8 protein-coding genes are annotated in these 13,556 nt (G+C 70.9%); 6 read left to right on the plus strand and 2 right to left on the minus strand.

The annotated features are described in order from the left end of the window. Positions 1–30 precede the first annotated feature (30 nt). Together ACLQ2U_RS11740 and ACLQ2U_RS11745 are read left to right on the plus strand one after the other, a co-directional pair. Positions 31–4,209 carry a SpoIIE family protein phosphatase gene (locus tag ACLQ2U_RS11740; RefSeq protein ID WP_425750622.1) on the plus strand — a complete coding sequence of 1,393 codons (4,179 nt, stop codon included), beginning with the start codon at positions 31–33 and terminating at the stop codon, positions 4,207–4,209. Positions 4,210–4,269: 60 nt separating this feature from the next. Continuing rightward, a complete protein-coding gene (locus ACLQ2U_RS11745; RefSeq protein WP_425750623.1) occupies positions 4,270–4,995 on the plus strand; it encodes an HD domain-containing protein in 726 nt (241 codons plus the stop codon). 44 nt (positions 4,996–5,039) lie between these two features. Here ACLQ2U_RS11745 and ACLQ2U_RS11750 read toward each other — a convergent pair whose 3' ends face one another. Both ACLQ2U_RS11750 and ACLQ2U_RS11755 read right to left on the minus strand, forming a co-directional pair. After that, the gene (locus tag ACLQ2U_RS11750) at positions 5,040–5,591 is read right to left on the minus strand and encodes a TIGR03086 family metal-binding protein (RefSeq protein WP_425750624.1); all 552 of its coding nucleotides are present in this window, start codon (positions 5,589–5,591) and stop codon (positions 5,040–5,042) included. Positions 5,592–5,835: 244 nt separating this feature from the next. After that, positions 5,836–8,748, minus strand: coding sequence for a M36 family metallopeptidase (locus ACLQ2U_RS11755; RefSeq protein ID WP_425750625.1), 2,913 nt, complete (start codon positions 8,746–8,748; stop codon positions 5,836–5,838). A gap of 375 nt (positions 8,749–9,123) precedes the next feature. On the opposite strand from ACLQ2U_RS11755, the gene ACLQ2U_RS11760 reads away from it, so the two are divergent. From ACLQ2U_RS11760 to ACLQ2U_RS11775, 4 genes are all read left to right on the plus strand, one after another. Continuing rightward, complete coding sequence (locus tag ACLQ2U_RS11760) at positions 9,124–9,924, plus strand: hypothetical protein (RefSeq protein ID WP_425750626.1); 801 nt, start codon at positions 9,124–9,126, stop codon at positions 9,922–9,924. A 391-nt stretch (positions 9,925–10,315) separates the two neighbouring features. Further along, complete coding sequence (locus tag ACLQ2U_RS11765; RefSeq protein WP_425750627.1) at positions 10,316–11,620, plus strand: ABC transporter substrate-binding protein; 1,305 nt, start codon at positions 10,316–10,318, stop codon at positions 11,618–11,620. Between the two features lie 62 nt (positions 11,621–11,682). Then, the gene (locus ACLQ2U_RS11770) at positions 11,683–12,651 is read left to right on the plus strand and encodes a carbohydrate ABC transporter permease (RefSeq protein WP_425750628.1); all 969 of its coding nucleotides are present in this window, start codon (positions 11,683–11,685) and stop codon (positions 12,649–12,651) included. A 5-nt stretch (positions 12,652–12,656) separates the two neighbouring features. Then, positions 12,657–13,547, plus strand: coding sequence for a carbohydrate ABC transporter permease (locus ACLQ2U_RS11775; protein WP_425750629.1), 891 nt, complete (start codon positions 12,657–12,659; stop codon positions 13,545–13,547). The last annotated feature ends 9 nt before the right edge of the window (positions 13,548–13,556 follow it).

A 13,556-nucleotide genomic window follows, 5' to 3' on the forward strand; every position in this document is an offset into this window, starting at 1 on the left:
CCTGCTCAGCACGGGGTGGGGGGACGGGACGTGACGGGTGACCGGGCTGGCGCCGGGCCGACGGGCAACCCCTTGTCGATCGACGAGCTGTTCCCTGGCACCGATCCGACCAGCGCCGCGCACCGGGCGACAAACTGGGCGGACACCCCGTTGGGGCCGGTGGACTCGTGGCCGGCGGAGCTGCGCGCGGCGATACGCACCGTGCTGCCGTCGAGGATCCCCATGCTGATCTGGTGGGGCCCCGAACTGGTGCAAATCTTCAACAACCCCTACACCGGGGTGCTGGGCGAGAAGTTCCCGGCCGCGGTCGGGCAACGGGCTGTGGAGTGCTGGGCGGAGGTGTGGGACACCGTCGGCCCGCTGACCGAGCAGGTGCTCCGGGGCGCGGGCGCCACCTACTCGCACAACCAGCTGCTCTTCATGCAACGGCACGGTTACCGGGAGGAGACGTACTGGACCTTCTCCTACAGCCCGGTGCACCGCGAGGACGGTACGGTCGCCGGAGTCTTCGTGGCCACCAGCGACGTGACCGGCCGGGTGGTGGGCGACCGCCGGCTGGCCCTGCTGCGCGAGCTGGGGGAACTCTCCATCGCCGAGGCGGACAGCGCCGGTGACGCCGTCCGGGCGGCGGCCCGGATCCTCGCCGCCGGCCGCGCCGACCTCCCGCTCGGGTTGGTCTACCTCCGCGAGGACCCGCTCCTCGGGGACGAGGGCGCAGCCCAGGCACCGCGCACCGGGGCGGACGGGGACGCGGGCGACGAACTGACCCTGGTGGCGTCGTTCGGCGCCGACGGCGAGGACGGCCCGGCCGCGCACGGGCTCCCCGCCCCCGGTCAACTCGCCGAGGTGGCGGAGGTGATGCGTACCGGACGACCGGCACGGATCACCGGCCTGGCCCGGCGCAGCCCCAACCCGGACCGCGCCGTGCCGGTGGACGACGCCATGGCGTTGCCGTTGCTGGCGACCGGACGGGTCCGCCCGGTCGGCGTGCTGGTGCTCGGCGTCAGCCCGTATCGGGAGCTGGACGAGCCCTACCGGCACTTCTTCGACCTGGTGGCCAGTCGGGTCTCCACCGCGCTGACCGACGTGCTGGCCTACGAGGCCGAGCGCCGCCGGGCCGCCGCGCTCGCCGAGCTGGACGTGGCCAAGACGGAGTTCTTCACCGACGTCAGCCACGAGCTGCGGACACCGCTGACGCTGATCACCGGCCCGGTGCAGGAGAGCCTGGCCGACCAGCGGGATCCCCTGCCACCCGCCCAACGCGAGCGGCTGGAACTGGTGCGCCGCAACGCCGGACGGTTGCGCAAGCTCGTCAACGACATGCTCGACTTCGCCCGGGTCGAGGGCGGCCGGCTGGAGGCGGAGCGGGTCGCCACCGACCTCGCGGCCCTGACCGCCGGCATCGCCGAGTCGTTCGCGCACGCCATGCGGCAGGGCGGACTGACCTACCTGGTCGACGTCGGGTCGCTGCCGCACACCGCGTACGTGGACCGGGACATGTGGGAGAAGGTCGTCGTCAACCTGCTCTCCAACGCCCTGAAGTACACCCTGTCCGGCACCGTCCAGCTGCGCCTGGGCGGTGACGACGACGCGGTGACGCTGTCGGTCAGCGACACCGGGGTGGGCGTCCCCGCCGACCAGCAGCCGCTGCTGTTCCGTCGGTTCCACCGGGTCCGGGGCAGCGTTGGCCGGTCGAGCGAGGGCACCGGTATCGGGCTGGCCCTGGTGCAGGAGCTGGTCCGGCTGCACGGCGGCGAGGTGGCGGTGCGCTCGGTCGAGGGCGAGGGGTCCACCTTCACGGTCCGGTTGCCGTACGGCCGGCCGACCGGGACGACGGGCCGGGCGACGTCGGTCGGGCCGTCGTACCGGCAGGAGGCCATGAGCTGGGCGACCCCGACCGGCGGCGACCGGGGTGCGGTGCCGGCCGCCATGCCCGCTCACCCGCGCGACACCGCCACCGTGCTGGTGGTGGAGGACAACGCCGACCTGCGAACGTTCCTGGGCGGGCTGCTGACGCCGCACTACCGGCTGGTGACCGCGGTGGACGGCCGGGACGGGCTAGAGAAGGCCCTGGCCGACCCGCCGGACCTGGTGCTGACGGACATCATGATGCCGCGGCTGGACGGCTTCGGGCTGCTGCGGGAGCTGCGAGCGCACCCGCGCACCGCGACCGTGCCGGTCATCGTGCTCTCCGCCCGGGCCGGTGAGGAGGCGGCCGTGGAGGGGCTGCGCGCCGGCGCCGACGACTACCTCGCCAAGCCCTTCTCCTCGGAGGAGCTGCTGGCCCGGGTCGGGGCCCACCTGGAGCTGTCCCGGCTGCGCAACCACGAGGCGACCTGGCGCACCGCGCTGGTCGACTCGTTGCAGGACGCGTTCGCGGTGGTGGAGCCGGACGGCACGCTGGTGGAGGTGAACGAGGCCTTCTGCCGGCTGGTCGGTGTCGGCCGACTGGACCTGCCGGCGCACCCGCCGTACGGGTGGTGGCCGGACGCGGAGCTGGAGCCGGACGAGCGGGCCCGGATCTCCTCGGCGCTGGTCGACGCGGGCCGCGCCGGACGAGGCCGGCTGACCCTGCCGCTGCGACATGCCGACGGCCACCGAGTCTGGGTGGAGGCTGTCTACAACTCGGTACGGGAGCCACGCACCGACCGTCGGCTCTTCGTGGCCACCCTGCGTGACGTGACGGTCGAGGTCGGCGCGGCTACCCGCAACGCCGCACTGGCCGCGCTCACCGCCCGGCTGGCCGGCGCCACCGACATCAGCGAGGTGCTCGACGCGGGCCTGTCCGAGCTGTCCGACCTGGCCCACGGCGCGCGTGGTGTCGCGGTCGCGCTGGACGGCGCCGGGACGCCGGTGGTGGTGAGCGCGGGGGTCGAATTGTCCGACCGGGTGCGGCGGATCTTCGCCGAACTGGGGCCGGACGGCGACCCGTACCTGCTCCGGGACGACGCGGGCCGGGTCACCGGCCTGGGCGCCCGGATCGAACCCGGCGTTGGTGAGGGCGGGATCTGGCTGGAGCTGGACCCGCCGCGACCGTTGCCGGCGCTCGATCAGCCGCTGGTCCGGCAGCTCTGCGGCGCGCTGGCGCAGGCGCTGGCCCGGGCCCGCGCCTACGAGACACAGCGGACGGTGGCGCTGGCCATGCAGCGCGCGATGCTCGGCCCGGTGAGGCTGCCGACCGGTTTCGCGGTGCGCTACGAGCCCGCGGTCCGGCCGCTCGAGGTGGGCGGCGACTGGTACGACGTGGTGCCGCTCCCCGGTGAGCTGGTCGGCGTGGTGGTCGGCGACTGCGTCGGCCGAGGGCTCACCGCGGCCACCGTGATGGGCCAGCTGCGCAACGCCTGCCGAGCGCTGCTGTTGCAGGCCAAGAGCCCGGCGGAGGTGCTGGCGGCGCTGGACGACTTCGCCCGGATGGTGCCCGGCGGCGGCAACACCACCGTCTTCTGCGCGATCGTCGACCGGTCGCTGGGGGTGCTGCGCTACTCCTCGGCCGGGCACCCGCCGGGCATCCTGATGCACCCGGACGGCACGTCGGAGATGCTGGATCGGGCCGGCTCCGTGCCGCTGGCCAGCGTCGCGGTCAGTGGCCGCCCGGAGGCGGAGGCGCAGCTGCGCTCCGGTTCGACGCTGCTGCTCTACACCGACGGCCTGGTGGAGCGGCGACGGGAGCTGATCGACGCGGGCATCGCCCGGGCGGTCGACAGCCTCGCCGAGGGCCGGCAGCTGCCGGAGAGCGAGCTGGCCGACCGGATCATGCATGACCTGCTGCCGGACGTCCGCGACGACGACGTGGCGGTGCTCGTCTACCGGCACCGGGAACCGGCGGTGTTCCACGCCGCGCTCGCCGCCGACCCGGCGCAGCTCTCCCCCACCCGGGAGGCGCTGCGGGCCTGGCTCGCCGGCCTGGGCGCCAACGAGTCGGACATCGAGGCGGTGCTGATCGCCGTCGGTGAGGCGTGCGCCAACGCCATCGAGCACGGCTACCGGTTCGCCCCCGGGGCGACGACCACGGTACGGGGGCGGCTGCGGGCCGACCGGCTGGAGATCGAGGTGGCCGACACCGGCGGCTGGCGGGAGGCCCACTCGGAGGGGTCGGAGCGGGGCCGGGGCCGGTTGATCATGGCTCGGCTGATGGACGAGGCGAGCATCGACGGCGGCCCGGAGGGGACCACCGTCCGGCTGGTCAAACGACTGTCCGGTACCGCCTGACCGGTCGGGAAGGTGACCGCCGGACCCGGCAGGTAATGAAGATCCGCTATAAGTGGTGCCATGGAGTTCCCGCCGCACCTCGACACCATGCCGATGCACGCGATCACCGAGATCCACGGCGAACCCGGCCTGCTGGAGCGGTTCCGGCTGGAGATCCGGGCCTTCGACCCGGCCGCCCGGGACCGGCTGACCGCCGCCCTCGACCTCGCCGCCGAGCTGCACCGCGACGACCGCCGGGTCCGGGAGCCCTACCTGAACCACCTGCTGCGGGTCGCGATCCGGATGATGCACCACTACCAGGTGCGCGACATCGACGTGATCGTCGCCGGGCTGCTGCACGACGCGGTGGAGGACCACCCCGACGAGCTGGCCGGCCCGGGCACCGCCGACCCGACGGCGGCGGCGCTGACCACACTCGCCGACCGGTTCGGGCCGCGGGTGGCCCGGCTGGTCGGCGCGGTCACCAACCCGGCGTACGACCCGGAGCGGGACCGGAACCTCCAGTACCGGGAGCACGTGGCGGCAAGCCTCGACCGGGAACCCTGGGCCCGGGTCATCAAGGTCTCCGACTTCACCGACAACGGGGTCGGGGTCGTCTACACCATCGGGCCGAAGGTGGCCCGGTCGGCGGCGAAGTACCGGCCGCTGGTGCCGGTGTTCCGGGACCTGATCGCCCGGCCGGACACGCCGCTCTCGCCGCCGGTGAAGCGGCACATCTTCGCTCAGCTGGACCTGGCCGAGGAGCGGTTCAGCGCGATCCTCGACCAGCCGGCACATCCGAACTGACGGTGGCCGGATGGCACGATGTCCAGCATGGACTGGATACCGCGTCAGATTTGACCAGGATGGCGTCCAGTGAACGCGGCAAGACGGTCGTACAACGGGGCGTCGTCGGCAACCGGGACCTCGGGGCCGAACGCGCCGCCGTCCGTCTCCTTGGCCCGGAACTGCGGTCGCAGTGTGCCCTGGATCCAGTCCAGCGAGACCTGACCGACCTCCGGATCGAGGTCGGTCGACTGGCCGGTCGCCTTGGCCAGGTCCCAGGCGTGCACCGCGAACTCGGCGGTCTGCTGGTCGACCGGAAAACGGGCCGGCACTTCGCCCATCCCCGGCAAGGTGATCGTTCCGGTCAGGTCGCCGGCTTTACGCCATGCGTCGAGCAGGTCTGCGGCTCCCTTGCGAAAGACGGCGGCCCGGTCCTGCGTCACCGCCGGGGCCGGCTTGGACCAGTCCGGCTTGCCTCCGGTCGCTGTCAGGGTGAACTGGTGCAGGTCATGCACCAGGTGGTCGCCGAGCTGCGCCACCGTCCAGGAGCGGCAGGGGGTCGCCTGATCCTGCTGGTCGTCGCGGACACCGGCAAGCACCTCGCCGGCCTGGTCCAACGCACGCGCCAGAAATGCGAGCGGCTCGTTTCCCGTCGTCATGAGATTTCTCCCTGTGATGAGGGCCGGCCAGAGCGACCTGCCACAGGGCAGACAACCATATGCGTACGACAGTCAGTAATCCACCGCCCGCCGTCCCTCCTCCCCCCGAACCCGCGGCACGACCCGCAGCCGTCGCGCCGCCCCGGGTGGCGGGTGGGCGGGTTCGAGGCCCGCCCACCCGCACGCTCGGGTCGCCTCCCGGCTACCCGGTGAACGCCTGGAACTCCGCGATGCGGACGTTGGACGCCTGGACGCTGGCGGTCGCGCAGTCGGTGGCCGCCCGCGGGTCGGCGTCCTGCTCGCCGGCGTAGTCGGGCGCGCCGGTGCACTGGTTGGTCACCACCTCGACGCGCAGGTGGGTCGCCTTCGTCCGGGGGATGTCGAACGACCGGGTGATCAGCTCCGGCGCCCGGGGTCGGGGCGCCACCGACGGGAAGGCGTCCGCCGGGCTGGTGTAGACGGCGTGGAAGTCGGCGGCGTCGGCACAGGTGACCGTGCCCGTCGCCGTGCACGCCAGCACCCGGAACTGCCGCAGTGCCGAGAACCGGCTCTGCGTACCGGCGTCCGGGTCGCCGGCGACCGGCGGCCGGAGCATCGCGCTGACCTGCACCCGGCGTACCTGCTGGGTGCCGCCGGCCAGGTCGACGGTGACCTGCCGCCCGGCCACCGGGCTGCCGAGCGAGGCCCAGTTGGTGGCCTCGTCGTCGTCCGCGACCCGGGCCAGGTTGACGCCGTCACCGCTGACCGCCGCGCCGGCGGTGGTGGAGGCGAGGTTGACCCCCAGCTGCACCGGCAGGTCGCGCACCTGCCCGGCCTTGACGGTGACCGGACCGACCCGGACGTGTCCGTGGCCCGGGGCGCGGACGACGAACTCGTACGTGCCGGGGACCAGGCTCACCTGGTCGGTCAGCGGGGTGGCCGGATCGGTGTCCGCGACGGGCACGGCCCGGGCCTGGTAGCGGCCCACGAAGAGCTGCGCCCCCGGCACGACCACGTCGTCGACCACCGGCTTGAACGTCAGCGTCGCCTCGTTCGCGTACGGGGAGGTGAAGGACGGCTTCGGGTTGACGTCCCCGTTGCCGGTGCTGGCGGCGGTCTCGCCGAGGCCGCGCGCGGCGAAGGCGTTCCAGAGCAGGTCCTGGTTCGCCCCGCCGAAGCGGATCTGGTCGGCGGCGAGCATCGCGTCCCGGGCGTCGACCATGCTGACCTGGCTGACCGCCATCAGCAGGAACGAGTCGAACACCAGCTGGATCCAGCGCCGGTTGCCCGGGCAGGCGGTCACCGGCGTCGCCCCGTTGGCGCAGGACTTCTGCAGCGCCGCGTCGCCGGCGCCATACCGCTGCATCATCGCGGCCCGGATGTCGACGTTGGTGGCGCTCCACACCTCGCCGGAGGCGTGCACCTGCAGCCCGACGAAGTCGTAGTCGACGCTGCTGTAGTTGAGCGGGCTGTCGCTCATGTTGTAGTTGCGGATGCCGGCGTCCGGGTCGCTGGTGGCGTACTCGCCGATGGTGAACCCGCGGCGGCCGGCCGGCGCGTACCCGTGCTCGTAGAGGTACTCCATCGCCAGCTGGTCCGACCAGCTCTCGCTCATCCCCTGCGGCGAGCTGACCCCGGCGTTCGGGCCGGCGATCATGCGGTTGCTGACGGCGTGGCCGTACTCGTGGGCGATGACCGACATGTCGAAGTCGCCGTCCACGCAAGGCGAGTAGAACGATCCGGCGATCGGCTGCCAGAGGTACATGTTGGTGATCGGCGCGACCCCGTCGGCCGGGGTGATCTGGTTGGCGTTGTCCCGGGCGGCGAAGTTCGGCGGCCCGCCGCTGATCCCGCCGGCCTGGGCGTTGCCCTGCTCGGGGTCGGCGCCGAGGCCGCCGCGGCCGAAGTTGTCCTGCTGCAGGTTCCAGGTCGCCTCGGTGAAGCCCAGGTGGTACGACCAGTCGTGCATCCGGTTGTGCATCCCGAACAGGTTGGCCCGGGCCGCGTCGATGTCGTTGGCCTGCGGCGAGGTGAAGGTGTCCGGGCTGCACTTCTGCTCGTACCACTGGTTGGTCCAGGGGTAGACGTAGTTGCGGTCCGGCCGCGGCGTGGCCGTCTCGGTGCCCACGCTGAATGGGTCGTTGCTGTTCCAGTTCTGCACCGAGATGGTGTTGTTGCCTTTGGTGGTCTGGGTGGACGCCCCGGTGGCCGGGTCGACGTCCCAGGGCAGCGGCGACGCGGCGGTGCCGACGACCTCGTCGCACCCGGCGCCGGCCTGGAAGCACCAGCGGGCCCGGGTGTCGGCCGACGAGTGGTCGGTCGACGGGGAGTTCGGGAAGACCTCCCACTGCGGGTTGTCCGCCTCGTGGTCGACGAGGTTCTCCCGGACCAGCACGCTGCCGTCCCGGGCGTCCACGTAGGTGGAGAAGGCGGCCGGGTCCGCGCCGGTGAGGTCCGCGCCGAGGATCACCTCGTACGCGGCCCGCGCGCCCCGGTCGGCGGTCGGCACCGCGACCAGCGAGGTCCGCAGGATCTTCGGGTTCGTGAGACCGGCGTCGGCGGCGGCGGCCTGCTCCGCCTGCCCGGCGGTCAGCGTGGCCGGGGCCGGCGCGGCGCCGTCCCGGGCAAGCGAGGAACTGACGTGCCACACCGCGCCGCCGCGGACCCCGATCGCGAGGACGCCGTCCACCGCGGCCGGCAAGTCGCCGAAGCGCTGTCGGAACAGGACGGTGGCGCCGCCGCCCATCGGGGCGACGGTCAACGGCTCCAGGGCGTCGGCGCCGCTGGCGGTCAGCCCGAGCAGGTCACGGTTGGCGTCCACGTAGGCCCGGGCCGCCGCGGCCGGGTCGGCGGGCAGGCCGGTGGCCAGCGGCCGGCCGGTCGAGGTGAGTGTGGCGGGCGTACCGAAGGTGGACCAGCGGGCCCGGGCGCCGAGGGCGGCGGCCCGGTCGCGCTGCCGGTCGGTCGGGGCGATCTGCCCCTTGCGGTTGTCGGTGGTCTTGCTGTCGTGGGTGTCCCCCGGCAGGTCGCCGGGCGGGGCCTGGGTCGGGGTCTGGTTCCGGGGTGCCGCCTGGCCGCCAGCTCCTGCGGTCAGGACCAGCCCGGCCGCGAGCAGCAGCGCGGTGGTCCCCGTCAACGCACGGGATGGTGTGCGCACGGTCCCTCCTGTCGTCGAACGGCGATGTCCGTCCCTGCCATCCGACCAGCTCACAGTGGACCTGGGGATGGGCCGAACATCTACACATGCGCCGAGGTCGATGGCCGACGGAAGCGATGAAGGTATTTTGTCGGAATATCCGGACGTCACAGCGCGGCACAGACAACGGCGGCGGACAAATCGGTCAGGCAATGGCTACCGTGAGGCATGGACGGCGGTCTGGCAGCGCCCACCGAGGACGGGGACGACCCGCCTGCGCGCGGCTCCCCCGGCCGGGGGCCGGCCCCGTCGTCGCCCGAAGTGAAAGAGCCGAACGGTCGGAGTGGAGCGGGCCCGCGCGGAGCGGACAGCGACATGAGCGACGGCACCGGGTCCAGGTCCCAGGACTTTCGGCAGCACCTGGTCCAGGCGGCACTGGCGCTCTGGCGACGGACCGCCCCGCTCCGGCGGAAGGTGAAGGAGCGCTGGCGGCGCATGATCGACGCCTTCCAGGAGACGGCGCCCGTCTCGGGGGCGACCTGGGCCCCCTCGGCCCCCGCGGGCCCGCTGATCGAACGACTGGACGCGCCGGCGCCGATCCGGGTGTCGGGTCAGGGTCGGACGTTCAACTTCCACATCCACGCCCGGTGCGTCTGGTCATCGGAGGATCTCCGCCGGGAGGCGCTGGTCAGCTACGCGCACTACTACATGACGGACGTCATCCGGCGGCTGACGCCGCTCGCGGCCCAGCACGCCGCCAACTTCGCAGCGCACCGGGCGGCGGAACTGGAGGTCGACCTGGAGCGGGTGTTGTCGGAGGCCGGCCCGTGGCGCTACCAGCGCGGTGACACGGTGTTCACGTGTCAGCCCCACGTCTGGGTGGACGTCGACGAACGCGTGCGGAAGGTCGTCCTGCCGTACTGGGAAGAGCTGGTCAAGATCGACTGCGAGTTCGACGTCGATCTGCGGCGGGCCGAGCACGCCGACCGGCTCGGTCGGCAGCGGGTGGCCAACGACGAGAACGTCACCGACGGCACCGCTGCGGGCAATGTCGCCCAAACGTCCAGTGAGAACCTGGCCAGCGACGTGCGGCGGATGGCGACAGAGCTGAGGGCTGCCGCGCAGCGGCTCGAAGATTCGCTCGGCGAGACGCTGCGCGACGGCGACATCTCCTAGCGGTCGCGCTCGCGCATCCAGGTCTTCGGGCCGGTGACGCAGACGCTCTTGCCCTGCTGCCGACGGATCCGTGCTGCCGGCGCTCCCGGAAGTCCCGGATCCCTGCGCTAGGCGTCTTCCGCTGGATCGCCGTCTACAACCATCGACGACGCCACTCAGCCCTCCCGGTGTCCACGTCACGTGGGGACTCCAGTGGGGAGAGAGATCATCCGGATGACAGTGCGGTAACGGCAGTTGACCGGTCGTTGCGAGAGAGATTGGATATGGCAGGTTCAGGATCTGAACCGTCGCGGACGGCGCGTCCCTAACGGGCCGGATTGGCGTTGGCCGACCCACCCTCTGCGGCGGCGCGACGACGCGACGTGAAGAAGCGACGCGAAGAGGAGCTGTGATGCGAGCACGACGCGGTTCATCGCTATCGATTGCTGTAATCGGCACACTGGCACTTGTCGTGGGAGCTGCCGGATGCGGCGGTGACGACGGCGGCGGCGGCGGAACGCAGGCTCAACCAGGCACATTGGAGGGCAAAGGCCCTATCACGTGGGCTACCGGAAAGGACACATCCGGCTACATCAAGTCGGCGTTGGACAAGTGGAACAAGGACCACCCGAACGAGCAGGTACGGCTGATCGAGTTGCCCGAGGCCGCCGACGCGCAGCGGCAACAGCTGATCCAGAATGCGCAGACGAAGTCGGACGCGTACAGCATCGTCTCTACTGACGTGGTCTGGACTGCCGAGTTCGCGGCCAACGGGTGGATCGAGCAGCTGCCCGAAAGCGAGTTCCCGATGGACAAGATGCTCCAACCGGCGATCGAAACGGCCAAGTACTTCAACAAGCTGTACGCGGCGCCCTGGCGCACCAACGCCGGGCTGCTGTTCTACCGGAAGGACCTGCTCGACGCCGCCGGGGTCACCTCGGCCCCGAAGACCTGGGACGAGATGAAGCAGGCCTGCCAGAAGGTGCGGGCGAAGGCACCCGGGATCGGCTGCTACGCCGGCCAGTTCGAGAAGTACGAGGGCCTCACGGTCAACTTCAGCGAGGCCGTGCACTCCGCCGGCGGCGTCGTGGTGGACGACCAGGGCAAGCCGAACGTGAACACGCCCGAGGCAAAGCAGGGTCTGGACTTCCTCGCGCAGGGCCTGGCGTCCGGGGTGATGCCCAAGGATGCCATCACATACAAGGAGGAGGAGGGCCGGCGGGCCTTCCAGGACGGCAAGCTGATCTTCCACCGGCAGTGGCCGTACCAGTACTCCCTGGCGAACGCCACCGACGGCTCGAGCAAGGTCAACGGCAAGTTCGCGGTGGCCCCGCTGCCCGGAGCGAGTGGACCGGGCAAGTCCAGCCTCGGCGGCCTCAACCTGGCGATCAGCAAGTTCGGCAAGAACAAGGGCAGCGCGCTCGAGTTCATCAAGTTCATCACCAGCGAGGCCGAGGAGAAGGTGCAGCTGGAGAAGACGTCGGAGGCGCCGGTCTACACCGCGCTGTACGACGACCCGAGTTTGCAGCAGAAGTTCCCGTACCTGCCCATGCTCAAGGCGTCGGTGGGGAACGCAGTCGCCCGCCCGCGGGTGGTCAAGTACGGCGACACGACCCTGGCGATCCAGGAGGAGGCGTACGCGGCCCTGACCGGTAAGAAGTCCTCCGACCAGGCGCTGAAGGACCTCCAGAGCAAGCTCGAATCGATCAGCAAGTAGCCAAGTCGCCGGGCCGGGGTGTCACGCCCCGGCCCGGTACATTTCGGCAGGGAGGTCCACAGTTGACCCCGACGACCTCGGTAGAAGAGCCGACCAACACGAAGCGCAGACTGCCCGGGCGCGGCCTCGGCCGGCGCGAGGGCGTGGGCCGGCTGGCGGCGTACCTGGTCTCGCCGTCCCTCCTCGTGCTCGGCCTGGTGATCGGGTACCCGATCCTGTCCGCACTGCGGCTCTCGTTCGTCAAGTCGATCGAGGGCATCGACCCGAACACCGGCCTCATCACCCGCACGACGGCGTTCTCGCTGGACAACTACACGAACATCTTCAAGGGCGATACCGGCGAGGTGTTTTGGAACGCCTTCTGGAACACGACCACGTTTACCGTCGTCACGGTGGTGATCGAGACCACGATCGGCATCTGCATGGCATTGATCATGAACAAGGCGTTCCGTGGCCGCAGCTTGGTCAGGGCCAGCATTCTCGTGCCATGGGCCATCCCCACCGCCATCTCTGCCCTGCTCTGGCGCTGGATCTTCGCGACGGACGGCGTTGCCAACGACATCCTCAACGCGAACGTGCTGTGGACCACCGAGGGTTTCCAGGCGTGGCTGGCCGTGGTGATCGCGGACACATGGAAGACGGCACCGTTCATCGGCTTGCTGGTCCTCGCCGGAATGCAGATCATTCCGGCCGAGGTGTACGAGGCCGCGAAGGTCGACGGCGCGAGCGCCTGGCGGACCTTCTGGGGGATCACCCTGCCACTGGTCAAGCCGGCACTTGTGGTCGCTGTGCTGTTCCGCATGCTCGACGTGCTGCGGATGTTCGACCTGCCGTTCGTCCTCATCGGTCCGCACAAGGCGTCGGTGGAGACACTGTCCATCCTGTCCTGGTACGAAGTGAACAATTTGCGCTTCGGCCCCGCCGCGGCGTACTCGACGGTGCTCTTTATCTACGTCGCGGTCGTCGCGTACGTCTTCGTCCGGGTCCTTGGCGCCGACATCGCCGGTCGCGGCATTGAGAGGTCACGATGAGCCAAATGGCCGGCAAGTCGGTCACCGAGACCCGGCTGCCTGAGACGGCCGCCGCCGGGGTTGGCAAGCGGCGGCGCTGGCGGACCAGCCCGCTGTACTACGTCGGCGTCGCCGCGATCGTGCTGTACTGCCTGGCGCCGTTCTACTGGATGGTGGTCTCGGCGCTGCGGCGGCCATCCGACCAGTTCTCCAATTCGCTCCTGCCGGCGCCGCCGTCGCTGGAGAACCTCGAGGCGGCGTTCTCGCCGGGGAACGGGTTCGGCCGTGCGCTGCTCAACAGCGTCATCGTCGCCGGCACGACGACGCTGCTCACCCTGATCCTCGGCATCAGCGCCGCGTACGCCCTGGCCCGGCTGGACTTCCGCGGCAAGGGATTGATCCTCTCGCTAATCATCGCGATGTCGATGTTCCCCGGGATCGCGGTGGTGGTGCCGCTGCTCCAACTGTTCACGGACATTGAGTGGATCAACAGCTACCAGGCGATGATCGTGCCGAGCATGAGTTTCGCGCTGCCGCTGGCGATCTGGCTGCTCACCGCGTTCTTCAAGCAAATGCCGTTCGAGTTGGAGGAGGCCGCGAAGATCGACGGGTGCACCCCCGCACAGGCGTTCCGCAAGGTGATTCTGCCGCTGGCCGCGCCAGGGGTGTTCACCACCGCGATCCTGGTCTTCATCGCGGCGTGGAACGAGTTCATCATCGCGGTCAGCGTGGTGAACAAGAACGAGATGAAGACCGCGAACGTGATCGTGTCCCAGTTCACCGGGCAGTACCGGTTCGACCAGCCGTTCGGTACGCAGATGGCAGCGGGCGTCGTGGTAACGATTCCGCTCGTCATCGCGGTGCTGCTGTTCCAGCGGCGGATCGTGGAGGGCCTCACGGCCGGTGGCGTGAAGTAGCGGCCGCGG

It is taken from the genome of Micromonospora sp. DT47 (genome assembly GCF_049844475.1).
In the GTDB taxonomy this organism is placed as follows: Bacteria; Actinomycetota; Actinomycetes; order Mycobacteriales; family Micromonosporaceae; genus Micromonospora.

What these genes read in the sequence shown, in the direction of transcription:
- ACLQ2U_RS11745 (WP_425750623.1), top strand. Translation starts at nt 4,270, where the DNA reads ATGGAGTTCCCGCCGCACCTCGACACCATGCCGATGCACGCGATCACC.
- ACLQ2U_RS11760 (WP_425750626.1), top strand. Translation starts at nt 9,124, where the DNA reads ATGAGCGACGGCACCGGGTCCAGGTCCCAGGACTTTCGGCAGCACCTG.
- ACLQ2U_RS11765 (WP_425750627.1), top strand. Translation starts at nt 10,316, where the DNA reads ATGCGAGCACGACGCGGTTCATCGCTATCGATTGCTGTAATCGGCACA.
- ACLQ2U_RS11775 (WP_425750629.1), top strand. Translation starts at nt 12,657, where the DNA reads ATGGCCGGCAAGTCGGTCACCGAGACCCGGCTGCCTGAGACGGCCGCC.